This window comes from Limnobacter sp. SAORIC-580 (assembly GCF_013004065.1).
GTDB lineage: Bacteria > Pseudomonadota > Gammaproteobacteria > Burkholderiales > Burkholderiaceae_B > Limnobacter > Limnobacter profundi.
The window spans coordinates 1,681,450-1,706,901 of the sequence record NZ_CP053084.1 but is presented as its reverse complement, the minus strand read 5'-3'; the positions used below and the strand labels follow the sequence as shown (position 1 = coordinate 1,706,901).

Sequence of the window (25,452 nt, the reverse complement as noted above, 5' to 3'; positions counted from 1 at the left end):
GTTATTCAGGGTGAGGCACCTTAAAGGAAGTAGAAATTAATGCGAATTCAACAATTCTTGTTTCGATCAATCCTGGCTGCGGCTTTGAGTGCTGGCGCACTTGGGTCGGCTTGGGCGTCTGCCCAAGAGGCGTTGAACAACTTTGTAAAAAACCGGGGCTTCGCCGAAGGTCAGTTTTCACAAGTGGTTATTTCTCCCAGCGGCGCGGTGAAACAACGCGGTACAGGTGAATTTTCTTTTTCACGGCCTGGCAAATTCCGTTGGGAAATCAAGAAACCCTATCCCTTGCTGTTGCTCTCCAATGGCAGCAGCGTGGTTTCTTACGATGAAGACATGGGTCACGCCACACAAAAGCCCATTGGCAATGCCATGGATTCAACACCTGTCGCCCTGTTGTTCGGCAGTAAAGACGTTGACAAGTTGTTTAATCTTAAAGATGAAGGCATGAAAGACGGCAAGGAATGGCTAGTCATTCGTCCGAAAGACAAGGACAACCTGTTCGACTACGCCCGTATTGGCTGGAAAGACGGCTTGCCAGTGAACCTGGAAATTCATGACGCTTTGGGCCAGGTTACCCAGCTGGAATTGAGCAATTGGGATTTCTCCAGGCAAAGACCTGCCAGTTATTTTGATTTCAAAGCCCCAGCGGGTGTAGACCTTATCAAAACGCAATGACCCCCGACTTGTTTGGCGTTAGCACCGAGAATCCCTCTTTGCCCCCAAATCAAAGCGCTGTGACGGGCTCGGTACCGCTTGCCGAGCGCATCCGTCCAAACCAGCTTGCCGATGTAGTCGGCCAAACACACTTGTTAGGGCCAGGCAAACCACTTACCTTGCTGTTCGAGCAACAACATGTTCATTCCCTGATTTTGTGGGGTCCACCTGGTGTGGGTAAAACCACTTTGGCACGGCTGCTGGCTGGTGCAGCCAAGGCGCAATTTATTGCTTTGTCGGCAGTGCTTTCCGGGGTCAAGGAAATTCGCGCTGCAATTGAACAGGCAGGCGAGTATGCCAAGGTGGGTAAATCCACCATTTTGTTCATCGATGAAATTCACCGCTTCAATAAATCACAGCAAGATGCCCTGTTGCCGTTTGTTGAATCGGGTTTGGTCACCTTTATTGGCGCGACCACGGAAAACCCTTCTTTTGAAGTGAATTCAGCGTTGTTGTCGCGTTCGCAGGTTTATGTGCTGAATGGCTTGAATGCAGACGATTTTGCGCATTTGTTAAAACGTGCACAGGCGGAATTGGGGACTGGCATTGTGGTGGAAGGCGATGCTTTTGATGCACTGTGTAGTTACGCCGATGGAGACGCACGCCGTTTTCTGAATTTGGTGGAAATTACGCTGCTTCAAACCAAGGTACAAGGCTTGAACAGCCTTGATTTACCAGCCTTGAAGCAAATTGCACCCTCGCAGATTCGCCGTTTCGACAAAGGGGGCGATGCCTTTTACGATCAAATCTCGGCCCTGCACAAGTCGGTTCGTGGCTCTGACCCCGATGCAGCCCTTTACTGGTTTTGCCGTATGCTCGACGGTGGAGCCGACCCGCGCTACATGGCCCGCCGAATTGTGCGCATGGCTTGGGAAGACATAGGCTTGGCCGATCCCCGAGCTTTTACTATCGCCAATGAAGCGGCGCAGACCTATGAACGGCTGGGTAGCCCAGAGGGTGAATTGGCTTTGGCCCAATGCGTGCTTTACCTGGCGATTGCAGCAAAAAGCAATGCGGGTTACAACGCTTACAAACAAGCGATGGCACACGTGAAGCAAAGCAGCTCCATGCCCGTGCCCATGCACTTGCGCAATGCACCCACCCAGCTGATGAAAGAACTGGGACATGGCAGTGGCTATCGTTATGCCCACGACGAGGAAGCTGGGCATGCTGCAGGAGAAAGCTATTGGCCCGAGGGTATGCAAGCGCCGCAGTTTTATCGGCCCACAGACCGCGGGCTGGAGGGTAAAATTGCAGAAAAACTGAACTGGCTTGCCCAACGCAACGCCGAAGCCCGCCAAAAAAAGTAAGAAGCACTCACATCGGCCCACACCGGGCTTGAAGTTTTAGTACCATCACCGCTATTCATACAACCGCATTCTGAGAAATTTTCATGTTAGACATTCAATTGCTTCGCAAAGACCTGACCAATGTGGCAGAACGACTGGCCCAACGGGGTTACAGCCTGGACATTGAGCAATTCAATGCGCTGGAAGGCAAACGCAAACAATTGCAGACCAGCACTGAAGAATTGCAGGCGAAGCGAAACAGCATGTCCAAGCAAATTGGCCAGTTGAAGGCCAAAGGCGACGACGTATCCGTGGTAATGGCCGAGGTGGCGGGTTTGGGCGATGAATTGAAGCGCAATGAAACCGACTTGACCGCCCTGCAAGAAGAGATGAATTCCTTTTTGTTGAACATTCCAAACCTGCCGCATGAATCAGTGCCGATAGGCAAATCCGAAGACGATAATTTGGAATTGCGCCGCTGGGGCACCCCTGCCAAGTTTGATTTCCAGGTGAAAGACCATGTGGACTTGGGCGAGAAACTTGGCCTTGATTTTGAAACGGCTGCCAATTTGTCAGGTTCACGTTTTGCCGTACTGAAGGGGCAAATCGCCAAACTGCACCGGGCATTGGCGCAGTTCATGCTCGATACCCACACCGAGCAACATGGCTACACAGAGCATTACACCCCTTACATTGTGCGTGGTGAAACCCTGAAAGGCACCGGACAGCTTCCGAAGTTTGCTGAAGACCTGTTTTCAGTCAAGAAAGGCGGAGAAGAGGGAACTTCTGAACCTTTGTATCTAATTCCGACCGCCGAAGTTACCTTGACCAACTTGGTGGCTGACCAAATGTTGAAAGCAGGTGATTTGCCCATCAAAATGACCGCACATTCACCCTGTTTCCGCTCCGAGGCAGGTAGCTATGGCCGTGACACCCGCGGTCTGATTCGCCAGCACCAATTCGACAAAGTAGAAATGGTGCGCATTGAAAACCCGGAAAACTCCTATGCAGCACTGGATGAAATGACCCAGCATGCTGAAAATATTCTACAAAAGCTGGGGCTGCCTTACCGGGTTATCGTTCTGTGCACTGGTGATATGGGCTTTGGCTCTACCCGCACGCACGACATTGAAGTGTGGTTGCCTGCCCAAAATACTTACCGTGAAATTTCGTCTTGTTCAAACTGCGAAAGCTTCCAGGCGCGTCGCATGAAAGCCCGCTTTAAAAACGAGGCAGGTAAAACCGAGTTTGTGCATACTTTAAATGGTTCGGGCTTGGCGGTTGGGCGTACCTTGGTGGCGGTGCTTGAGAATTATCAACAAGCCGACGGCTCGGTAACGGTGCCTGAAGTTCTTCAGCCCTACATGGGCGGAAAAGCTGTACTTAACCCATAAAATTGCCCAACTTTTGCTTTCAGGCCCGTTGTGCCGGCAGAAGCAGGGGGCAAAGCACGCAGGCCAGTGCAGACAGAACGCTAAAGGTCCACAACATGGCGTGTGTGTTTTGCCCAGCCAGCAAGCTGACCACCGCCCCCACAATCAGGATTAGAAACCCGATCGCCGTGTTGCTGACAGCAACATAAGCAGAGCGGGTTTCTGCAGTGGCCATGTCCACAAGCAGGGTTTTTCTGCCCAAACGCACACCTGCCAGGCACACCGAAGTCAGGAAATAAGCACCGGTAAACAGCACCAATGCGCTGAATTCAATTTCAAATTGCAAAACCAGCAGTACAGCAATGCCTACCGCGGCGTTGATTGCACTGGCGATTGCCATCAAGGTGCGGCTTGAATAATCGGCCAAACGTCCCCACAAATAGCCCGACGCGGTGTTGGCCAGGCCAGAAACGATCAAAAACAGGCCGATCAAAGCGGCGTTGCCCAGGGCGTCCTGGGCGAGAATGATCAGCATGGGTGCACCCAGCGACACGCTCAATAACAGGGTGCGAACAATCACGAAGTTGCGAAAAGGTTTGTCATCTTTCAACAAACGAAGCGATTTCAAAGCCTCAATGCCCGCATTGCCGCCTCCTGCGGTTGCGCCCGGCTCTTCCCGGATCGCCCAAATCGCGAAAGAAGCGACAATCCAGCACAGCCCAGCAATGCCAAAAAGACTGGCCAGGATCAATTCATTGTTTTTGATTTGATTGTAGAAACCCAGATTGAGCCCCAAGAGCAAGGTAAACAGCCCCGAAACACTCGTGGCCAGGCCCATGAGTGTGCCGCGCCGCGATTTCGACACGGTTTTTCCCAGTACGTCTTTGGCTGCAACTGAACATATACCTCTTGCAAAACTGAACACCAACAGGGCAGCAAATACCAGCCAACTCGCATTTTCTGCCGTCAAATCAAGGAACAATGCAAACCCGCATGCCCAAAGGGCAAAGCCGCTGAGCAAGCCTCCGAACAACCAGACATACTTTCTCAGTGCTATGGCCCTTATTTTGGCGGCTATAAACAGCTGAGGAAGCAGCACACCAGACTCGCGAATGGGCACGGCCAAAGACACCAGCAGCATGGGCGCTCCCAACAGGCCAAGAACCCATGGAAACACTAGGCGTGCACTGGCTATTTCGTCAGCCAATTTGGTGAAAAAGTTGCCAAGCAAGTGCAGAAAAAAATTAACGGGCTGGTGTTTGCAGGATTCATCAGGAATGTCCTTGCAAACGCGTGCGTCTTCGTCGCCTGTGATTAGGTCGTACAGGGCTGTGGTGGCAGGCTTGGCTTTTTGCATCGAGATACTTTATCAACTAAAAAGGCACCCGAAGGTGCCTTTCCGATCAAACACTGGCTGTTGATTGCCAAGCGAGCAGTTTACTGCGCGCCAACTGTGGCCTTGATGGCTGCAATGAACTTCTCGCTTTGCGCTATGTTACTGACTGTCGCTTCAAGACCGTGGCGGGCAGAAGCCAGGCGGATAAAGCGCTCCATGCGGCGGGTTTCGTGTTTGTTCCAGCGAACGGTGAATGACACAACACGGTTGTCGTCAATCCAGACATTGCTGGGTTTCAGGAACATGAAATCGCCCAAAGCTACTTTGGGCAATCCAACTTGACCGCTCGCGTCCACGCCGGTGAACTGAACCAGCAATGGGGTGCCATTTTGAAGCCAACTGTTGTTTTCAATAGCATCACAGAAGATGGAACAGGTTGACCAGGTAAGTCCGCTGTAGCGAACCATAAATGCCAGTCTGGATTCTTCGAAATTATCTGTTACATCTGAACCCACTGCAGCCAAATCTTCAGGTTTTACTTTAAGTGCCAGGAGTTCTTGCTCAAGTGTGCTGTAAGCAATGCTAGAACGAATTTGATCCGGAATAGGCTTAACCTGTAACCAGTGGAACAGGCAATAAGACCGAGTCAAACGCTCTGCAATCGAACTCATGATGAACTCCTGAAAAACATGCTGCAACGTTATTGGTACTGGGCTCGGGGTTTTTCAGATTCATACCGAGGCTCTAACCAATTTCCCTTGACTTCACAAACAATCAACAATCGAAAACCATGCTGATTTGTGTGTCAGTTACAAGAGAAGGTTCAATTATTGTTAACGCTGAACCCAGAAATTGGAATACCAATTTCCCAAATAATTTGCTCACGCTGCTTTTTCCTGATCTTTCGCAGGTGCTCCTATTCTTTTAACTGAATATTCATTTAAAAATTGGGGTAGCAAATTGTCCCAATCGGGGTTTAAGGACTCAATCAACAGCAAGCGCATGTCGCGTGGCCAGTTCCGCACTCGGCGAAGTCGGGCCACAAATTTGTCATGGTCAGTCCAGACTTCGAAGTAAACAAGGCGATCAAGTCGATGGTAGTGTGCATAATCACGGCGAAGCCCTTGCAGGTGTTCATCCATGCGCGTGGCAAGACAGTTGGTATCCCCCAGGTAAAGGGGGCCATTGGGTTTGTTGTTCGACAAAATATAAAGCCAGTATTTGTCTTGCTTTCTGGCGGTGTCGTTCAAGCTACTGTCCGTGTTCTTGCTCAATTCATCCTCCGCACCATTGGGGCTTTAGGGCAATAAGTGGTTGTAAGTACAATACTTATTGATTGTATGTGTATTGCTTATTTTGCTGTGCAAGTTTCTCCCTCTTAATGGGTGCTGCCATCGCTATTTTTGACGGATATTCGGTGGTACTATATTTGTGGACAATTATTTCCTGATGCCAAAATAATTTTGGCGGTCTGATTATTTATATATTTATCAAAGGCTTATATGCTTACAGCTATCCTGGTGGATGGTCCGTTCTTCATTCGCAGAATTCGCCAAATTTTCCCAAGTTCAGTCCACCATGACGCAAAAGTCATGGCCGATCTGGTGTGGCGTTTATCAGCCGCTCATTTGTTTGAACGCAATCAGCCCAAGCGCCACTTGTTCCGCATTTTTTTCTACGACACGCCCGTGTTCACGCAACGCGTAACCTTGCCGGTTTCCAGACAACAAATTGATTTGTCAAAATCCAAAGAAGGGCAATTCCGGGTGGCGTTTCAGCGTCAATTGCAAAGAAAACGGAAATTGGCTGTGAAGCTGGGCGAAGCGCGCGAAGCGGATACCTGGAAACTGAATGAGGATGCCCTCGCTGATTTGCTTGGCAAACGCATTACCGTAGACGACCTGGCCGATGAGGACTTCACCCCCGATTCCCACCCCAAGGGGATTGAATTAAGAATGGGCGTAGATCTAGCTACCCTGGCCTACAAACGACAGGTTCAACAGGTGGTCTTGCTGACCGGAGATGGTGCGTTTTCAAGTGCGGCAGAATTGTTGCGTCACGAGGGCGTTGATGTGGTGCTCGACCCGATGTGGCAAAACATTTCTGAAGATCTGTTTTCCTACATTGATGGGCTGCGCTCGACCTGCCCCCCACCAGACAGGGCAGCAGATTTCCTGGCCCGAATTGGATCCGATACTTACGATCACGACGATTTGCCTGCAGAATAAAAAAAGCCCACGTCAAAGTGGGCTTTTTTTATTCTGCACCAAGGGAGGTGGAGTACTTCACAATCAATCCCCCATGCCTTCTGCGTAAAGGTCGTTGATTCGATCCTTGAACGCTTCAATCACTTTCACGCGTTTTACCTTGAGGGTCGGCGTTAAAAGGCCATTGTCGACCGTCCAGGGTTCTTTGGTGGTGATAATGCGGCGCACACGGATGTAGCGCGGCAAATGCTGCAAACGCTCATTGGCTCGTTTGATCAGTTCTTTTTCATTGGAGTTGGCAGTGACCGCAATCATGCCGATGAACGGTCGTCCCTCGCCGATCAATACAATTTGCTCAAACACATCGTCACCAATAATGGCCATTTCCGCATCCTGCGGGGAAAACTTCTCGCCGTTGGACAACACCATGATGTCTTTGATTCGACCCCGAATATAAATTCGTTTGTCCTTGATTTCAGCCACGTCGCCCGTGTGCAGCCAACCGTCTGAATCGATCGCTGTTTTTGTGGCCTCTTCGTTTTGCCAATACCCCAACATGATGTTGGGGCCGCGTGCCAGCAGTTCGTCATTTTCGCCCAGCATGACCTCTACATTGGGCAGAGCAGGGCCCACAGATTCAGGCACATTGCCTTCGGGACGGTTGACTGAGATGACCGGGCAGGCCTCAGTCATTCCATAGCCGTGAAGAATGGGAAGCCCCATTGCGATAAACGCCTTGGCAATTGTGCTGTCCAGTGCCGCACCACCCACCACGGCCAAACGCAAGCGGCCGCCCAGTCTTTCCAGAATAGGTTGAGCCACTTTGGCGCGCAGAAGAGGGAGTTGAAAGTGATCGACAATGCCACCTTTGCCCTGTTCCATCCGCCAGCCCACATCCACGAGCTTTTCGAATGCCTTTCGCTTGAAGCGAGAGTCTTTGACAGAGGCTTGAATGCGGCCGTAAAACTTCTCAAAAATGCGCGGTACAGCAAACAGAACCGTGGGTGCCTGTGTTGCCAGGTCTTCTGGCAATTGATTGATACCACGTGCGTAAATCACTTTTGCACCCACACGCAGGGGCAAGTAGTAACCGCCAGTGCGCTCGAACATGTGCGACATGGGCAAAAATGACAAAAATACGTCTTCCGGCTTTGCAATGTCCAACTGGAAACAGCTGTCTACGTTGGCGATCACGTTTTTGTGCGACAACATCACTCCCTTAGGGCGACCCGATGTGCCCGAGGTGTAGCAAATTGTGGCCAGCGTGTTTTGCTCAAGATCGAGCAGTTCGAAAGGCTCCAGCTTTTTATCCAGACTTTTCAGCACTTGGACCGCATTTTCCACGCCATCGGCTTCTTTTTCGATGTCTGATTTGATCGACAACACGCGAACGTCTTTCAGATTCTCTTTCAACAGGTTGCGGGCAATGCGGTCATTTTCAACAACCACTGCGCGCGATCCGGAATCCTGAATGCAATAAGCAATGTTGCTGGCGTTGTCGTCCACATACAGCGGCACTGAAACAAGGCCCATGGCCACTGCACCCTGGTCAAACGCCACCCAGTGAACACTGTTCTTCAGGCAAATGGCGACCCTGTCGCCGGGCTGTAAGCCCATGGATCTGAAAAAAGCCTGCCAGGAACGTGCAAGATCAATCATTTCCCGGACTTTGAAATCAACCCACTCGTTGTCGATGAACTGACGGTACAACACGCGATTGGGGGTGTCGTCATGTTGAAACAAGAATGTGGCGATATTCGCCATAAGGAGGTCTCCCAAATTTCTGTTTTTATAAAATTGACCGTAGTGTACTGAACAGTTTAAGGATTGATAAGAACACTCATTCTAGATTTACATTCAAGGCCTTGATAACCGCAGGTCGGGCACTTAGTTCTTCATACCATTTGTGCACTGCAGGATAATCACTTAGTTCTATTCCCTGGCGTTGCCAGCGATAAACCCAAGGATACAAAGCCATATCGGCGATGGAATAGTTTTCCCCTGCGATGTAAGGAAATTCGTTGAGCTGTTTGTTGATAACCTCATAGAGCCTTTTGGCCTCATTGGTGTATCGATTGATAGCATATTCAATCGGTTCAGGCGCGTAAATCCGAAAATGATGCGCCTGCCCCAGCATCGGACCCACACCACCCATTTGAAACATCAGCCATTGAATGATCGAGAGGCGTTCACGGTGACCATTACCGAAAAACTTGCCGGTTTTCTCGGCCAAGTAAATCAGAATGGCACCGCTTTCAAACAATTCGAGTGGTTTTCCGTCAGGGCCATGCGGGTCAATAATCGCCGGTATTTTGTTGTTGGGGCTGAATTTCAAAAACTCGGGCTTGAATTGATCGCCCTTGCCAATATCAACCGCAACGGGTTTCCATTGAAGTCCCATTTCCTCGCAGGCAATGTGAATTTTGTAGCCATTGGGAGTTGTCCAGGTGTAGACCTGAATCGGTTCATTTTGCGCAGTATTCAATCAACGCTCTCCAGTGATGCAAGTGGGCTAACACGTTCGTGCTAGGTCATTTCAAGGATACCTCACTGAGTGTTGTCATGCGTATGCTAACGCTAACAGGAACAATTGAACCGAGAGTAGACATGCCGATTTTCTGGACACAAGCCGCTCGAATAATTCACCTTTCGGTGTTTTCGATTCTCTGTGCCTTAATGGCGCTGTTTCCCCTCCCGGGGCTCAGCCTTGAAATTTCCACACCAGTGGGGGTTCAGCAAATAGGCCAAATCCTGAACCTTAAAAGTACGCTAAGCAACATGCCAGAGGGAACGGAATCGCAATTGCGTTCGACATGCCTGAAGGCTCGAATTTTCACTTTGGGAAACGCTCCAGGCAGTTATGAAAGTACCCTGTCGCGGGAAGTGCTTGTGAATTTTGACCCAACGATTCGCCGAGGAGGATTGCTCGAATTCACATCCGTGGCACCTGTTGAAGACGCAGTGGTTGAAATGGAGTTGGTGTCGGAGTGCCCTTTGATCGTGTTCAGCACAAAATGGACATTGCTGTTGAAACAGGGTGGGGTCGAACAGGGCAGTGCAATTAATGTAAGCACTGCTGGCAAAGAATCTGCTTTTGACCCTGAAGGTTCTTCTTTGTTGGCCAATTCCAGAAAAGCACCAGCGCCACAGCTTGACAGCAAACCAGTGTGGATGACTCAAGACGAGCGACATGAAATAAAGCCTCAACAAGCATTGAACGAGACTCCCGCAGTTGTTTTAAAGACACCAGAAAATGATGAGACGGCTGGTAGCAATGAAGTTGTGAAGGTGGCATCGCTTAATACGGATTTGTTTGGCGCCGGGCTCATTGAAAGCCGACGGGAAACCAGCGATGTAACTGGCGGGCTGGGTTTGAATGAATACACTGGGGAAACAGCTGCAAACCGTAACCTGCAAGAGTGGCTGCTGCCGGTATCGTTGGGTGCAGCGGTTCTGTTGATAATTACTTTGTTACTTTATCGACGGCATTCAGCTAAAAAAGCAAACATTCAGTTTGGGGTTAATGAGTACGGTCACGATGATCGCCGTGCCAATAATTCACAGCCGCTAGATGTAGCGACCATCAGCCGAGAACATGTCATGGCGTTTTCTGGAGAGCCTGCATCAGTGTCAGTGGGCAGCCATCGGGTGTTGGAGTCTTTGATTGGAAATGATGAACAGGACTTTGACGCCGACCTGAATTCGTCTGTCCATAACATGAACACCGGTTTGATCGACCCTGTGTATCGATCGTCTCTAAAAATCAGTCTTGAGTTAATCAATCGGGCCGACATTCCCAGCTGGAAATTGCCTGCATCTTATCTGGGTTTGGTCGAGTCGCGGAACAAATCACTGGAGCTGCACAGAACGATCGATGCTTTGTTGTTGCGAAGTCAGATTGGCTTGATTGAATTGGCTTTTCAGGATGCCAAACAGGGCCAGTTGACCCCGGCGCAGTCTTCACTGGAACTGCTGGAGCAGGTACTTGGCAATGATTTACATGACATGGAGTTCAGACCAACGCTTTGCGTGCCCGATGTGGTCAAAAGTCATGTGCGCGCAAAAATGTGCGAGATCGCGGGTGCCGATAAGCGCCAGCTACTTCGTGAAAACCTGGTGAACTTGAACAGCCAGGTGCTTAGCCCCGCACTTTGCTTTAATTCAAATGCATGGCGCGAATTCTTGAGTGAGGAAGGTATTCTGGATTAGTAATCACATTGCTGTTCACGACACGCTTAGGGACTCTTCCAGTTGCTCAATCTCAAGCATCAGTTCCAGTAACTCAGTTTCCGCATTCTCTAGGCGAGCGGCGATCAAGTTGCGCTCATGGTGCAGTTCCGCGGCTTTTTTCGAATCGTCGGGTTTGCTGTAGTCGCATTTGACCAAAGCTTCATCAAGTTTGGCCATTTTGGGTTGGTCAGTCTCAATTAGTTTTTCAAGTTTTTTAACCTGATTGCCCAATTGTTTGATTCGTTGGTTCACAGCTTGCCTGTCTATCGGTACTGCCACAACTGCAACAGGTTTGTTGTTCGAATTGCCTTGTTTTGCATTGCGATTTTCCGCACTGGTTTCTTTGCGCAGCAGCTCGGCATAGTCATCCAGGTCCCCGTCAAATTCGGTCACGGCACCTTGGTGAACGCGCCAAAAGCGATCAGTAATAGATTCCAGCAAATGCCGGTCATGAGAAACCATCACCAGGGCTCCTTCAAATTCCAGAAGGCTGCTGGCCAAGGCTTGGCGAGTTGCAATGTCCAGGTGGTTTGTGGGTTCATCCAGCAATAGCAGGTTGGGGCGTTTGTAAGCCAAAAGGGCCAAAGCCAAACGCGACTTTTCACCGCCCGAGAAACTGCCAACCAATTGACGAACTTTGTCGTCTCCAAAGTGATAGCGTGCCAGGAATTCACGCGCTTTTTGCTCGGAAATTTGCCGCTCCAGACGTGACATGTGCTGCAAGGGTGTGGCGTTCATGTCAAGCGATTCAATTTGGTCTTGTGCGAAATACCCGTAAACCAGCCCTTTGCCCTCAACCCGCTCACCACCCAACATGTTGAGCTCGCCCACCAATGTCTTAACCAGGGTGGTTTTGCCATTGCCGTTGGCACCCAACAGACCGATACGGTCGCCAGGGCGAAGTTCAAGACTGATACTTTTTAGAATGGGCGTTGCACCTTCATAGCCACAATCGCTCCGGTTCAGCACCACCAACGGGTCTGGACTTTTGTGGGGTTCCATAAACGGAATTGCCACATGGGGTTCTACTTGCAAAGTTTCAATCAACTTGATCTTTTCAAGTCGCTTTACCCGGCTTTGTGCTTGTTTGGCCTTGCTGGCTTTGGCCTTGAAACGATCCACAAATTTTTGCAGCTTTTCCATTTCACCAGCAGCCTTTTTGTTGGCCTGGCTAACCTGGTCTGCACGCTCGGCAAAAGCACGCTCAAACGCAGAGTAACCACCCGTGTACTTGGTCAGTTTTTCGCTGTTCAGGTGCACGGTGTGGGTACACACCTCGTCTAGAAAATCACGGTCATGTGAAACCAGAATTACCGTGCTGTTGACTTGCTTGATCCACTGCTCCAGCCACACCACCGCTTCGATGTCCAGGTGGTTGGTGGGTTCGTCCAGCAAAATAAGGTCGGCCCTTGAGCCCAGCACTTTGGCAAGGTTCAAGCGCATTTTCCAGCCGCCAGAAAACTCGCCAACTTTGCGTTGAAGGTCTTCTGTTTTAAACCCCAAGCCGTGAAGAATGGTGGCCACACGCGCTTCAGCAGTGTAGCCATCCAGGTTCTCCAGTTCTTCATACAAATGGCCAAGTTGCTCCATGTCGCCGCTTTCTTCAACAGCATGAATTTTTTGGCGCACTTCGTGCAAGGCCCGGTCACCTTCCAGGGCGAAATCAATCACGCTGAGGTGGTTGGCTGTTACTTCCTGATCAATCCAGGAAAGTCGCCACACCTTGGGCAGGTCGATACTGCCTTGATCAATGTGAAGCTCGCCAAGAAGGGCACTTAGAAAACTGGATTTACCAGCGCCATTGTGACCAATTAGACCTACTTTTTCACCGGGAAACAGAGTGAGTTCAGCATTGGTTAAAATAGGCTTGCTGCCCCGCGCAATGCTGAGGTTGTTGATTTGAATCATTGAATGGGTTTAGACCAAGTCTTCTTTGTTAAGCAAAAACACTTGTTCGTCACCTGCCGAGGTTTCAAGCCAAATGGGATTTAAATGTGGAAAGGCCGCTTCGAAATGCAGTTTTTCATTACCGAGTTCAACCACCAGAAAACCGCCGTCTTTCAGGTGTTTAGGGGCCTGTTCAAGAATATCCTGAATCAGATCCATACCGCTGTCGCCACCGGCCAAAGCCATGCGTGGTTCATGCAGGTACTCTGGCGGCAGCTTTTTCATGGAGGCCTCATTGACATAAGGCGGGTTGGTCAAGATGAAGTCGTATTGCTTGCCATTCAGGTTTGAAAACAAATCCGATTCAATGGCATGAACACGCCGCTTCATCTCATGCAGCTGTATGTTCTCGCGCGCGACACTCAAGGCCTCAGTTGACAAATCGACAGCATCAACCTGCGCATTTTCAAACACATAGGCAGCCAGAATCGCCAGACAGCCGGAACCTGTGCACATGTCAAGAATCTCGAATGGCATTTCAGGGGCATTTACCCAGGGCGTTAATTGGTCGGCCAGCAGTTCAGCGATGAAGGAACGCGGGATGATGACCCGTTCGTCGACCTTGAAGGCATGTCCTTGCAACCAGGCCTCGCCAGTGATGTAACTGGCCGGCTTGCGATCGACTACACGTTGGGTAATAAAACGTGTCAGTCGATTGGCTTCTTGAATGGTGACACGTGCGTCCCAAAACGGCCCGACATCGCCAATCGGCAGACTGAGCGCCGACTGCACCATATAAATCGCTTCATCAAATGCGTTGCTTGAGCCATGGCCAAAAAACACCTGACCACGGCGCATTTCGCTGACATAAAACCGCACCCAGTCGCGAACGGTGTGCAGTTCTTTGGGGTCGACTGCAATGTGTGCGGTGTAATCCTGATTCATGAATTGCCTTGGCTGAAATCGGTTTGCCCAATGGTGAGTACGCCGTTCAATTCGACGACCGGGCGTTTAATGATGCTGGGGTATTCCAACAGAAGGGCTTTGGCACCCTCAGGTGACCGGGCTTTGCCTTGCAGGCTTTCGTCCAGACCACGCCAAGTGGTGCCTTTCCGATTGATGACTTTATCCAACCCAAAGGTACTGATCCATTCGTCAAGCAGCAACGCGGGTACACCATGTTTTTTGAAGTCATGGAAAACAATTTCCACGTCATTCGATTTCAGGGATGAAATCGCTTTTTTTACGCTGTCGCAGTTAGGAATTCCGTATACCTTGGCTGTCATTCTGTCGGATGCTCCTTTACTCTGCGTTGCGCAGCAATTCGTTGATGCCGGTTTTCGCACGTGTTTTTGCATCAACACGCTTGACGATCACCGCGCAGTACAGGCTGTACTTGCCACAAGCGCTGGGCAGTGAGCCACTGACGACCACTGAGCCAGCAGGAATTCGGCCGTAACTTACTTCGCCTGTTTCTCGGTTGTAAATTTTTGTACTTTGACCGATGTAAACACCCATGGAAATCACGGAGTTTTCTTCAACGATTACGCCTTCCACTACCTCAGAACGTGCGCCAATAAAGCAGTTGTCTTCGATGATTGTGGGGTTCGCCTGTAGAGGTTCCAACACGCCACCAATGCCTACGCCACCGCTCAAGTGAACGTTTTTACCGATTTGTGCGCATGAACCCACAGTGGCCCAAGTGTCCACCATGGTGCCTTCGTCTACATATGCACCAATGTTCACGTAGCTGGGCATCAGCACAACATTTTTGGCAATGAAACTGCCACGGCGGGCCACGGCAGGCGGTACTACACGGAATCCACCTTTCTTGAAGTCTTCTTCGGTGTAATCGACAAACTTGGTGGGCACCTTGTCGTAAAACTGGGTGAAACCACCGGCAGCCATTGGCTTGTTGTCTTCAAGGCGGAAAGAAAGCAACACGGCTTTCTTGATCCATTGGTGGGTTACCCACTCGCCGCTTTCCTTGGAACAAACACGCAATTCACCCCTGTTCAATTTTTCCAGTACGTCGCCAACAGCGGCGCGAACTTCTGCAGGTGCAGAAGAAGGGGAAATTTCTGCACGGTTTTCCCATGCGGCTTCAATGATGGATTGATGATTATTTGTCATGGTGATTTCCTGTGTCAGAGACTGTTTTTAATTTGTTGTGCAATTCGACAAGCGGCCTCATTGCATTCGGCCAGGCTGGCTACCAGCGCAATTCTCACATGGTTGCTGCCGGGGTTAAATCCATTCACCTCGCGACCCAAAAAGCTTCCGGGCAATAGGGTAACATGCGCTTGCTCAAATAGCCTTTTGGCGAAGGCTGTGTCGCTTTGCCCCACATCAGCCCAAAAGTAAAAGCCGGCGGGTGGAATATGCAGTTCAAGTTTGCCTTCAAGAATGGCGCTGAAGGCTTTGAACTTCTCGGTGTATAAGCGGCGGTTCTCGGCAACGTGTTCTTCATCGTTCCAGGCAGCTACGCTGGCCATTTGTATGGTGGTCGACATGGCAGAACCATGGTAGGTGCGGTAGCGAAGAAATGCCTTGATCAGCTCTGCATCGCCTGCCACATAACCAGAACGAAGCCCGGGCGCGTTAGAGCGCTTGGAGAGGCTGGAAAACACAATCAGGTTGTTGTAATCCGACCTTCCCAAACGGCTTGCTGCTTCAAGCCCACCGATGGGGGCTGCGGTGCCATCTAGATAAATTTCTGAATAACATTCATCCGATGCGATCACGATATTGTATTCATCGGCCAGATCAAACAGCTTTTGCCAGTCTTCAAGTGAATACACCGCGCCGGTCGGGTTGTTGGGCGAACACACATACATCAGCTTTGTTTTGGCCAATACATCGGGGCTGAGCGCGTGAAAATTTGACAAACCGCTGGCCGGATCAATGTTCACGAACACAGGGCTTGCGCCACCTAAAAAGGTGGCGCCTTCGTAAATTTGATAAAACGGGTTTGGAAAAACAACGTGGCTGTCGTTCTCACAACCATCCAGTACCACCTGTGCGAAAGAAAACAAAGCCTCACGCGAGCCCAGAATCGGCAAAACCTGAGTTTCCGGATCGACCAAGGCATCAAAACGGCGCAATATCCACTCAGAGATTGCTTTTCTCAACACCGGCAATCCCTGCGTACCGGGGTATACCGACAAGCCATCAAGGTTGTCGATCAAAGCCTGCTTGATCAGCGCTGGCGTGGGATGCTTGGGTTCGCCAATCGACAAATTCACATGGGTCAAACCACCCGTGTGCTGGGTGCCCGCGAACAATGCTTTGAGGCGTTCAAATGGATAAGGCTGAAGTTTGTCGAGGTTTTTCAATGAGTTCACCGGAATTGCTGTTTAGCCATCGTTTTAAGCCAAGCGCGTATAGCCACGCGCTTTTAACCCCTCGCATTTAGCCACGAGTAGGGTTCATGGTTGAAATGGAATCCAGTTCAACTTTCGGCAAGGGCTGAAAGCCTGAGTGGCGGTGTTCAGCCACCACCGTGGTGTATACACCACCCCGAACATACCATTTCGCAGTTAGTTTCATGTAGCGGGGGTCAGTTGCGGCCACCAGGTCGTCCAGAATCTTGTTGGTTACAGCCTCGTGGAAAGCACCTTCCTCCCTGTAACTCCACATGTACATTTTCAGGCTTTTCAGCTCTACATTCTTCTGGTTGGGCAGGTAGTCGATCACCAAAGTGGCGAAGTCTGGCTGCCCGGTCAAGGGACAAAGACATGTAAATTCAGGCACTTCGATGTGAACGTGGTAGGGCCGATCCGGGTTCGGATTCGGAAAAGTCTGTAAATCACGGCTGGGTTTGTTACTCATAATTCTCTCGTGGGCCTTTTTAGCCTGTTGTGGCCTTTGGCCTTTGTGGCGTTAAACAACTCAATCATCCTGCCAACTACGGGCGGGGGCCCGGCGTAAAGCGCGAAGGCTTTGCTATTATAAGGTCAGCGGGTTTTCAAGTTCCCGTGGGTTGAAGTTTTTATTCGTTCTATTGGTCTCATTTCCACTTCATCGTGCGATTAACTCACATTCGTTTAGCTGGCTTTAAGTCATTTGTTGAACCAACGTCCTTTGCCGTGCCCAGTAATCTGGTGGGTGTGGTGGGTCCGAACGGCTGTGGCAAATCCAACATCATCGACGCGGTACGCTGGGTACTGGGTGAATCCAAGGCGTCGGAGCTGCGTGGCGAATCCATGCAAGACGTGATCTTTAATGGCTCCACCAACCGCAAAGCGGCCTCGCGTGCCAGCGTAGAGCTGGTGTTTGACAATGCAGAAGGCAGGGCAGGCGGCAGCTGGAACCAATATTCCGAAATTTCCGTTAAACGCGTGCTCACACGCGATGGCGCTTCAACCTATTACATCAACCAGCAGGCGGTTCGCCGCCGCGACGTCCAGGATATTTTCCTGGGTACAGGTCTTGGGCCACGCGCCTATGCCATTATCGGGCAGGGCATGATTGCCCGTATTATTGAAGCCCGCCCGGAAGAATTGCGCATTTTTCTGGAAGAGGCCGCAGGTGTATCGAAATACAAGGAACGCCGCCGGGAAACTGGCAATCGTTTGGCCGACACGCGCGACAACCTCACCCGTATCGAAGATATTCTTCGCGAATTGACCAGCCAGATTGAGCGACTGGAGCAGCAAGCCACCGTGGCGCGGCAGTTCAAGGAACTTGAAGAGGCTAAAAATACCAAGCAGCGCTTGCTTTGGTATATCCGCTATTCCGAGGCGTTAGAGCAGAAAAATACTGGCCAGGCCAAGCTTGAACGTGCCAAAGCTGATCTTGAGGCCATTCAAAGCAAATCGATTAGCACCCAAACAGAACTGTTTGCTGTGCGTGAAAAGCAGGTGGACGCCCAGCAACAGCTGGAGAACGACCAAACCCAATGGATTGAATCCAACAGGCAAGTAAGCCGTCTTGAAGCTGATTTGCGCGTGATGGCTGAATCACGCGCACGCCTGGGTACTCGAGTGGCCGAGCTTGAACTTGAAATTCAAAACTGGACTGTGCGGGAAGAAGACGCGAAGGCACGATTGGAAGAAATCAGTGGTTCTACCGAAGAACAGCAAGCCGAGCTGGAAGAACGAATTATTGCCCTTGAAGAGGCCGAGCTGGCCGTCGAGCCAGTTGAGCTGGCCTTGCAGGCTGCGCGATCCGCTGTAGACCAAAAACGCGCCGGTGTCATGCAAATACAGCAGGCACTTGGCCAGGTTTCTTCGCAGCAGGAATCAGCCAGCCGTGCCGAAAACACGATTCAAGTGAAATTGGATCGGCTTGAAAGCGAAAAGCAGCAAATTGCAGCACCTTCGGTACACGAAATGGACGAAGTCCAATCTCGGGTCCATTCCCTTGAACGGGAGCTTGACAATGCCACCGGCAACCTTGCTGAATTTGAAAGCAAGTTGGCTGCTGGTGGTGCCGAACTTGATCATGTTCAAGCCTCATTCAATGCTGAGCGGGACAAGCATGCCAACGCGCAGGCGCAATTGCAGGCACTTGAGAAATTAAACGAGCAACTTGCCGAAAGCGCTGAGTTAAAGCCCTGGGTTGAAAGTAGCGGCCTTGGCGATACACCGCGCTTGTTGGGCAAGTTACAAGTGGAGCGTGGCTGGGAAAGGGCACTTGAATCGGCGCTGCGGGAGTCGCTTGACAGCTTTCAGGTACGAACGCTTGACATGGTTGAGGGCTTTGCCAAACAGCCACTCCCTGCACGCGTGGCTTTCATGGAATCAGCGAGTCAGGGCGGTGGTTCAAACCTTTCTGTTGGTCCGGAAGACCTGGCCAGCCTGGTGCGCTGCACCGACTCTGCCATTCAGCAATCTTTGATTCAATCACTGGCTGGGTACCTCCTGGCCCCCGATTTGCAAGCCGCACTGGCGAAACGAAAAACCCTGAAGCCAGGCCAGCGGATCTTCACGCCACAAGGGCATTGTGTCAGCGCCACAGGCGTGTCTTTTTATGCGGCAGACAATGCGCAAAGCGGTCGGCTTGAGCGCCAGCAGCAAATAGAAGCCCTGCGTACAGAAGTGCGCGCGCTAGACATGTTGAAAAATGAATCCATGGCCAAGCGCGACCAACTGCAATTGCGCACGGGTGAAATGAAAGCCCATGTGGTGCAAGCGCGTCAACTGGTTGAAAGTTTGACCAAGCGACTGCATGAAGCCCAGGTACAACTGATTCGCTTGCAAGAGCAGCAAAGCAGGGCAGACAGCCGCCGGGAACAAATTGGTTTAGACCTGGCTTTGTTGCAAAGCGAACTGGAAGAACAGCGGGCAATTTTACTTGAATCGGAAGACAGGTACGCCGAACTGGATGAGCAGCTTGCCGTCGCCAGCGATGCGCTCGAAAGCCAGAAAGACAAAGTGACTGAAGCAGAACAGGCGCTGCGCGACAAACAGGCGCAGGTGCAGAATGCGCTGCGTAAAAAGCAGGATGCAGAATTCAATATTCGTAATCAGGAATCTCGCCAACGCGAATGTGAACGCGACATTGCTTTTGCAAGCAGTCAAATTCAGCAAATTCAGCAACGCAAACAATTGGCGCTGGCTGAACTTGAGGGGCTTTCTGAAACCGAAGGTCAAGAAGCATTGCAGCTTGCCTTGGAAGAGCGCGTAATTGCAGAAGAAAAAGTGGCAGTTTCTCGTGATGCGCTAGAACAAATCATGGCGAAGGTATCTGAGCTTGAACGTGCGGAAAAAGAAAGTGACAAGCAGGCTGATCCACTGCGGGATGCGGTACAAGACCTCGCATTAAAAATTCAGGCCGCTGAACTCACCATTGAACAATACAAGAATTTGATGGACGAAGTGCAGGCCGATGTAAACGAATTGGGTCAGCAATTCGTTGCCATGGATGTACCTCCGAAAGCATCAGTGCTTCAGGCCGAAGTAACCCGCCTTACCAACGGCATGCAAGAGTTGGGAGCAGTGAACCTGGCTGCGCTGGATGAACTGGCTGCTGCAACAGAGAGAAAATCATTCCTTGACCAACAGGCCGGCGACCTGATTGAAGCCATGGAAACCCTTGAGGATGCGATCCGCAAAATTGACAAAGAAACACGCGACCTTCTCTCCGAAACTTTTGGTGTGGTTAACGGGCATTTCTCGCGCCTCTTTCCCAAGTTGTTTGGTGGTGGAGAAGCCCGCTTGGTCATGACTGGCGACGAAATTCTGGATGCAGGCGTGCAGGTATTTGCCCAACCTCCCGGCAAGAAAAACGGCACCATTCATCTCTTGTCGGGTGGCGAAAAAGCACTAACGGCCACAGCACTGGTTTTCGCAATTTTCGAGTTGAATCCTGCACCGTTCTGCCTGCTCGACGAAGTTGATGCACCGCTGGACGATGCGAACACCGAGCGTTTCACCCGCTTGGTCAAACAAATGTCTGAACAAACCCAGTTTTTGTTCATTTCCCACAATAAAATCGCCATGGAAATGGCGCAGCAGCTGATCGGCGTCACGATGCAGGAGAAAGGTGTTTCCCGCATTGTTGCCGTTGACCTGGCGGCTGCAGAAAAAATGGCAACGGAAACCATATGAACGACCTACAACTTACCCTGCTGATTGTTGGAGGTGGTGGCATTGCTGCCATGATCGCTTACAACTGGTGGCAAGATTATCGACTGCGCAAACAAGCCAGCGAACGTTTTGGTGAAACCGATCAAGACCCGCTGTTGAATACGGGTTCTGTCAAATCGAGTTATGAGCGTACAGAGCCCGGGTTCTCGGGATCACAAGAGTTTGACTCTTCCCCTGAATTGGATGAAACAGGCGGAGAAGCAGACTTTAATGCACACCGAGCTGACAGCCATTTGCAAAATGAACCGCAAATGACAATCGACAAACGCCTGTTTGCAGATTTCATCATCCGTTTCGACGAAGACAAAGATGCCAACACCTGGAAGGCCCTGATCGACGGGTTGGAACAAATCAATCGCAAGCGAATTATTTATTCTGCCAGCCCAGACGCCGCTGAAAACGCTGATACGCTGTGGTTCAAGGCAAGCCCCTATGAGGGCACCGCAAAATCCTTGAAAGCAAGCGTTCAAATTGCCAACCGCAAAGGTCCGCTCAGCTCAATCGAGTTTTCTGAAGTGCTTGGAAAATTCAGGCGATTTGCTGAAGACCAGAATGCGGACATTGAATTTCCCGAGATGAAGGAAGTGGTGGCCAAAGCTGAAACGCTGGACCAAGCCGCGGCTGCTTTGGATACCTTACTCGGTCTGCATTGCCTGTTACCTGAAACCGTACAGGAAAGCACCGCAGTCGACATGCTTGCTGTGGCAGGTTGGGTGCAAAAAGGCCACCAGTGGTTTCTCAATGATGAATCCGGCACCCTGGCCAGCATGGTAATTCACAATGCGCCCGGCAAACGCCTGTTGAGCTTTAGTATTGACGTACCCAATTCAGCTGAACCCATTAAAGCCTTGGGCGATATTGTCACCGTATGCCATGGCATGAATGAAAAATTCGGTGCACCGCTAATGGACGATTCTGGCCGAACCTTGAGCACTCAAGCCATTGAGGGCATCTACAACCAGTTGATTGAACGGGTTCGTAATTTGACCGATTCTGGCTTCAAGCCGGGTGCACCTGTAGCTCGCATTTTGTTTTCATGACCAATCTGGATTTGTTTGACAGTAACGGCAGTGGCGACAAATCCGATGAGCAGGACGAGTCTCCAAGCGCGGCAATTCGCCGCCTGATTGAACTGCTGAACCGCTGGGAACATGCCTACTATGTGCTGGATGCACCTGAAGTGCCGGACTCCGAATATGACCGGGTCTATCAGGCACTTCAACAACTCGAAAACAGCCACCCCGACCTGATTCAGAGTGACTCCCCCACACAACGCGTTGGTGGCAAACCCGCGGATGGCTTCGAGCAGGTTAAGCACCGCGTACCCATGCTGTCGCTTGGCAATGCCTTTGATGACAGCGACGTGCTTGCCTTCGATCGACGGGTCAAGGAACTGGCCGACCTGCCGATAGACACCACAATTGCTTACGCGGTTGATCCAAAATTTGACGGATTGGCCATCTCAATTCATTACAAAAACGGCATTTTCCAACAAGCGATTACTCGCGGCGACGGCACGGTTGGTGAAGACGTATCTACCAATGTAAAAACCATTCGAAGCTTGCCCTTGAAATTAAAGGGAAGCAAGGTGCCTGAGCATTTGGAAGTGCGTGGCGAAATTTTCATGTTCAAGAAAGATTTCGCACAGATGAATGAGAGGCAAGCGGAACTTGGCCTGAAAGTTTTTGCAAATCCACGCAATGCTGCAGCTGGCACCATTCGCCAACTCGACCCCAAAATAGCTGCAAGTCGACCGCTGCGGTTTTACTGCTATGGTGCGGCCCTTGAACGGGATCAGTTGCGTGAACTAAAAAGTCAATCCGCCATGATGCAATGGCTGTCTGGAATGGGCCTGCCTGTTTCAGAACTTAGCCAAACCGCCTTGGGTGCCGAGGGCCTCTTGACCTTCTACCGCAGCGTGGGCGAGCGCCGCAGCACATTGCCTTTTGAAATTGACGGCGTAGTTTACAAGGTAGATTCTTTTGACCTTCAAGATCAACTTGGTTACGTGGCCAAAGCGCCGCGTTTTGCAGTGGCCCACAAATTTCCGCCCGATGAAGTGCTCAGCCGCCTGCTGAATATTGAAGTACAAGTGGGCCGTACAGGGTCGATTACACCGGTTGCAAAACTTGAACCCGTGAAAGTGGGTGGTGTTGTTGTATCGTCTGCCACCCTGCACAATCTTGATGAAATTCAACGCAAGGATTTGCGGGTAGGTGACCAGGTTTTGGTTCGCCGTGCCGGCGATGTAATTCCCGAGGTGTTGCCTTTCCCGGGCAACCAGCGCAGCGCAGGAAGCTGCGCCTTTGTCATGCCGACACACTGCCCAATTTGTAATTCACTGGTTCAAAAAGAAGAGGGCGAAGCTGCTTTCCGGTGTACAGGCGGCTTGGTGTGCAAAGCCCAGCTTACGCAGTCGATTATTCATTTTGCGCATCGACGTGCCATCGACATTGAGGGCCTGGGTAGCAAACTGGTTGAAGTACTGGTTGACAAGGAATGGGTAAAAACCCCCGCAGACCTGTTTCGCCTCGAATTTGATGCCTTGGTTCAGCTTGAGCGCATGGGAGAAAAATCGGTGCGCAACCTGCTGGACAGCATCGAAAAGGCCAAGCAAACCACATTTGGCAGATTTTTGTTCGGCTTGGGAATACGGCATGTTGGCGAGGCTACCGCCCGTGATTTGGCGGCCTATTTCAAGAATGTGGATCGGCTGATGAGCGCCACAATTGAAGAACTGCTTGAGGTCAACGATGTCGGCCCTGTGGTGGCGGAATCCATACGGCAATTTTTTGATGAACCTGCCAATCAACAGGTTGTACGCGAATTAATCTCACTGGGACTTGCCTGGACAACCGAAGACACGCAAACAGCTGATGAATCGCATCCTTTCTTTGGAAAAACATTTGTGCTCACCGGCACGCTTGGCCACTACAGCCGGGATGAAGCTGGCGCATTGATCATCGCTCGTGGCGGTAAAGTAACTGGCTCGGTGTCCAAAAAGACAGATTACTTGTTGGCCGGGGAGGCTGCTGGCAGCAAACTGGACAAGGCCGCAGCCTTGGGCGTAACTGTACTTGATGAAAGTACATTTCAAGGTATGCTTTAAACATAAAACGTTATTGTGTTTATTATTTTTTTATTTCTTCATTAATGGACTACGGAGCGAGCAATCATGACCCGAGTTAGAAAAGCTGTGTTTCCTGTTGCGGGTATGGGCACCCGATTTTTGCCTGCCACCAAAGCCAGCCCAAAAGAAATGATGCCCGTGGTGGACAAGCCACTGATTCAATACGCGGTGGAAGAGGCACTTCAAGCGGGCTTGAGTGAGCTGGTGTTTATCACAGGTCGAAGCAAGCGTTCCATTGAAGACCATTTCGACAAGGCCTATGAGCTTGAGGCCGAACTGCAGGCCCGCGGCAAAACCGCACTGCTTGAAATAGTGAAAAACATTGTACCCAGCCATGTGAACTGTATTTACATTCGGCAGATGGAACCTTTGGGACTTGGCCATGCTGTGCTGTGCGCAGAGCCCGTTGTTGGTACAGAGCCTTTTGCTGTGCTGTTGGCCGACGACCTGATGGACGTAGACAAAGGCACCCCCTCTGTGACCCATCAAATGGTGAAGGTGTTTGAACGTGAGCATGCCAGCGTATTGGCTGTGCAGGAAGTTGATCCCTCTGAAACCAAATCGTACGGTATCGTCTCCAGCACTCCCTGGAACAATCGCTCCGAGCGGGTTAATGCCATTGTTGAAAAGCCCGATCCCAAAGACGCACCAACCAACCTGGCGGTTGTGGGCCGTTACGTGCTGAATTCTCAAATTTTTGATCACATCCGGAAAACGGGCAAAGGCGCTGGCGGAGAAATTCAGTTGACTGACGGTATTGCCTCACTGCTTGAAGATCAACCCGTGTTGGCTTACCGCTTCACCGGAACCCGCTTCGACTGCGGCTCGAAAATGGGTTACCTGAAAGCCACAGTGGAACTGGGCCTGAAACACCACGAGGTGGCTGCAGAATTTGCTCAATACCTCAAAGACAGGAAGTAAGCCATGTATGCAGTGTTGGGAGGCAGTGGTTTAAGCCAATTGCCGGGTTTTGAAATTACCATGCGCAAGGTTCAGCGAACACCCTACGGTGAACCCTCAGGCGCACTCACAATCGGCATGCTGGCGGGCCACGAAATTGTTTTTCTGGCACGCCATGGCTATGGGCATACCATTGCCCCCCATCAAATCAACTACAGGGCCAATATTTGGGCTTTGTCGCAACTAGACATCGACGGCATTTTGTCTGTAGCGTCTGTAGGTGGAATTCGCCCTGATTTGAAACCAGGACAGCTGGTGGTTCCTGATCAAATTCTGGACTACACACACGGGCGCAATGCCACATTTTTCGAAGGTGACAACCAGGCAGTACAACACATCGACTTCACATGGCCTTATGACCAGGCCCTTCGTACTTCATTGTGCCTTGCAGCCGATGCCATTGGTGAGCAAGTGGTGCAGGGCGGCTGTTATGCCTGTACACAGGGGCCTCGCCTGGAAACTGCGGCTGAAGTGAAGCGTTTGGCGCGCGATGGTGCCGATATTGTCGGCATGACCGGCATGCCAGAGGCCAGCCTGGCCCGCGAACTTGAAATACCCTATGCGCACCTAGCTTTGGTGGTCAACCAGGCTGCTGGAGTGGGAGAAAGCGCTCAGGAAATTTCTCATGCCCAGATCAGCAGAACAGTTCATGAAGGAATGGGACGGGTCATGGGAATTATCAAATCGATGGTGCAGCTGCACGACGAATGAAAGGGCAAATCAGCCCTTTCATC

21 protein-coding genes are annotated in these 25,452 nt (G+C 50.9%); 10 read left to right on the top strand and 11 right to left on the bottom strand.

Annotation, left to right across the window (positions count from 1 at the left end; genetic code table 11):
* Positions 1-39: 39 nt before the first annotated feature.
* From lolA to serS, 3 genes are all read left to right on the top strand, one after another.
* Positions 40-675: an outer membrane lipoprotein periplasmic chaperone LolA gene (lolA, locus tag HKT17_RS07965; RefSeq protein WP_171099144.1), complete on the top strand. Its 636-nt coding sequence runs from the start codon at positions 40-42 to the stop codon at positions 673-675.
* Positions 672-2,024, top strand: a complete 1,353-nt coding sequence (locus HKT17_RS07960) for a replication-associated recombination protein A (protein WP_240965731.1) — start codon at positions 672-674, stop codon at positions 2,022-2,024. Before lolA ends, HKT17_RS07960 begins: the two co-directional genes overlap by 4 nt.
* A gap of 83 nt (positions 2,025-2,107) precedes the next feature.
* Positions 2,108-3,397 carry a serine--tRNA ligase gene (gene serS, locus HKT17_RS07955; RefSeq protein ID WP_171099142.1) on the top strand — a complete coding sequence of 430 codons (1,290 nt, stop codon included), beginning with the start codon at positions 2,108-2,110 and terminating at the stop codon, positions 3,395-3,397.
* 19 nt (positions 3,398-3,416) lie between these two features.
* Here the strand turns inward: serS and HKT17_RS07950 are convergent, their stop codons facing one another.
* The 3 genes from HKT17_RS07950 to HKT17_RS07940 all read right to left on the bottom strand — a co-directional run bounded on the left by HKT17_RS07950 (position 3,417) and on the right by HKT17_RS07940 (position 5,986).
* The gene (locus tag HKT17_RS07950; protein WP_171099139.1) at positions 3,417-4,733 is read right to left on the bottom strand and encodes an MFS transporter; all 1,317 of its coding nucleotides are present in this window, start codon (positions 4,731-4,733) and stop codon (positions 3,417-3,419) included.
* An 80-nt stretch (positions 4,734-4,813) separates the two neighbouring features.
* A complete protein-coding gene (locus HKT17_RS07945; protein WP_105029140.1) occupies positions 4,814-5,383 on the bottom strand; it encodes a hypothetical protein in 570 nt (189 codons plus the stop codon).
* Positions 5,384-5,593: 210 nt separating this feature from the next.
* Positions 5,594-5,986: a GIY-YIG nuclease family protein gene (locus tag HKT17_RS07940; RefSeq protein ID WP_171099137.1), complete on the bottom strand. Its 393-nt coding sequence runs from the start codon at positions 5,984-5,986 to the stop codon at positions 5,594-5,596.
* Between the two features lie 228 nt (positions 5,987-6,214).
* On the opposite strand from HKT17_RS07940, the gene HKT17_RS07935 reads away from it, so the two are divergent.
* Positions 6,215-6,940: an NYN domain-containing protein gene (locus HKT17_RS07935; RefSeq protein WP_105029138.1), complete on the top strand. Its 726-nt coding sequence runs from the start codon at positions 6,215-6,217 to the stop codon at positions 6,938-6,940.
* Positions 6,941-7,003: 63 nt separating this feature from the next.
* Here HKT17_RS07935 and HKT17_RS07930 read toward each other — a convergent pair whose 3' ends face one another.
* Both HKT17_RS07930 and HKT17_RS07925 read right to left on the bottom strand, forming a co-directional pair.
* Positions 7,004-8,683 carry an AMP-dependent synthetase/ligase gene (locus HKT17_RS07930; RefSeq protein WP_171099135.1) on the bottom strand — a complete coding sequence of 560 codons (1,680 nt, stop codon included), beginning with the start codon at positions 8,681-8,683 and terminating at the stop codon, positions 7,004-7,006.
* 76 nt (positions 8,684-8,759) lie between these two features.
* Complete coding sequence (locus HKT17_RS07925; protein ID WP_171099134.1) at positions 8,760-9,404, bottom strand: glutathione binding-like protein; 645 nt, start codon at positions 9,402-9,404, stop codon at positions 8,760-8,762.
* Positions 9,405-9,841: 437 nt separating this feature from the next.
* On the opposite strand from HKT17_RS07925, the gene HKT17_RS07920 reads away from it, so the two are divergent.
* On the top strand, positions 9,842-11,128 hold the full coding sequence (locus tag HKT17_RS07920) for a hypothetical protein (RefSeq protein WP_205882385.1): 1,287 nt from the start codon (positions 9,842-9,844) through the stop codon (positions 11,126-11,128).
* A gap of 15 nt (positions 11,129-11,143) precedes the next feature.
* Here HKT17_RS07920 and HKT17_RS07915 read toward each other — a convergent pair whose 3' ends face one another.
* The 6 genes from HKT17_RS07915 to queF all read right to left on the bottom strand — a co-directional run bounded on the left by HKT17_RS07915 (position 11,144) and on the right by queF (position 16,867).
* Positions 11,144-13,057: an ABC-F family ATP-binding cassette domain-containing protein gene (locus tag HKT17_RS07915; protein WP_171099130.1), complete on the bottom strand. Its 1,914-nt coding sequence runs from the start codon at positions 13,055-13,057 to the stop codon at positions 11,144-11,146.
* Positions 13,058-13,066: 9 nt separating this feature from the next.
* Positions 13,067-13,981, bottom strand: a complete 915-nt coding sequence (prmB, locus tag HKT17_RS07910; protein WP_171099128.1) for a 50S ribosomal protein L3 N(5)-glutamine methyltransferase — start codon at positions 13,979-13,981, stop codon at positions 13,067-13,069.
* A complete protein-coding gene (locus HKT17_RS07905; protein ID WP_171099126.1) occupies positions 13,978-14,322 on the bottom strand; it encodes an ArsC/Spx/MgsR family protein in 345 nt (114 codons plus the stop codon). Before HKT17_RS07905 ends, prmB begins: the two co-directional genes overlap by 4 nt.
* Positions 14,323-14,338: 16 nt before the next feature.
* The gene (gene dapD, locus HKT17_RS07900; RefSeq protein WP_171099124.1) at positions 14,339-15,169 is read right to left on the bottom strand and encodes a 2,3,4,5-tetrahydropyridine-2,6-dicarboxylate N-succinyltransferase; all 831 of its coding nucleotides are present in this window, start codon (positions 15,167-15,169) and stop codon (positions 14,339-14,341) included.
* Positions 15,170-15,183: 14 nt separating this feature from the next.
* Positions 15,184-16,380, bottom strand: coding sequence for a succinyldiaminopimelate transaminase (dapC, locus tag HKT17_RS07895; RefSeq protein WP_171099121.1), 1,197 nt, complete (start codon positions 16,378-16,380; stop codon positions 15,184-15,186).
* A 67-nt stretch (positions 16,381-16,447) separates the two neighbouring features.
* On the bottom strand, positions 16,448-16,867 hold the full coding sequence (queF, locus tag HKT17_RS07890; RefSeq protein ID WP_105029129.1) for a preQ(1) synthase: 420 nt from the start codon (positions 16,865-16,867) through the stop codon (positions 16,448-16,450).
* Between the two features lie 194 nt (positions 16,868-17,061).
* Here queF and smc point away from each other — a divergent pair, with 194 nt between their 5' ends.
* The 5 genes from smc to HKT17_RS07865 all read left to right on the top strand — a co-directional run bounded on the left by smc (position 17,062) and on the right by HKT17_RS07865 (position 25,429).
* On the top strand, positions 17,062-20,589 hold the full coding sequence (smc, locus tag HKT17_RS07885; protein WP_171099119.1) for a chromosome segregation protein SMC: 3,528 nt from the start codon (positions 17,062-17,064) through the stop codon (positions 20,587-20,589).
* Positions 20,586-21,668, top strand: coding sequence for a hypothetical protein (locus HKT17_RS07880; RefSeq protein WP_171099118.1), 1,083 nt, complete (start codon positions 20,586-20,588; stop codon positions 21,666-21,668). The genes smc and HKT17_RS07880 overlap by 4 nt, the downstream gene beginning before the upstream one ends.
* Entirely contained in the window at positions 21,665-23,737 is a 2,073-nt protein-coding gene (ligA, locus tag HKT17_RS07875; protein ID WP_171099116.1) for an NAD-dependent DNA ligase LigA, read from the top strand. The genes HKT17_RS07880 and ligA overlap by 4 nt, the downstream gene beginning before the upstream one ends.
* 66 nt (positions 23,738-23,803) lie before the next feature.
* Positions 23,804-24,679 (top strand): UTP--glucose-1-phosphate uridylyltransferase GalU, encoded by an 876-nt coding sequence (galU, locus tag HKT17_RS07870; protein ID WP_171099114.1) that lies wholly within the window; start codon positions 23,804-23,806, stop codon positions 24,677-24,679.
* A gap of 3 nt (positions 24,680-24,682) precedes the next feature.
* The gene (locus HKT17_RS07865; RefSeq protein ID WP_171099111.1) at positions 24,683-25,429 is read left to right on the top strand and encodes an S-methyl-5'-thioinosine phosphorylase; all 747 of its coding nucleotides are present in this window, start codon (positions 24,683-24,685) and stop codon (positions 25,427-25,429) included.
* Positions 25,430-25,452: the final 23 nt, after the last annotated feature.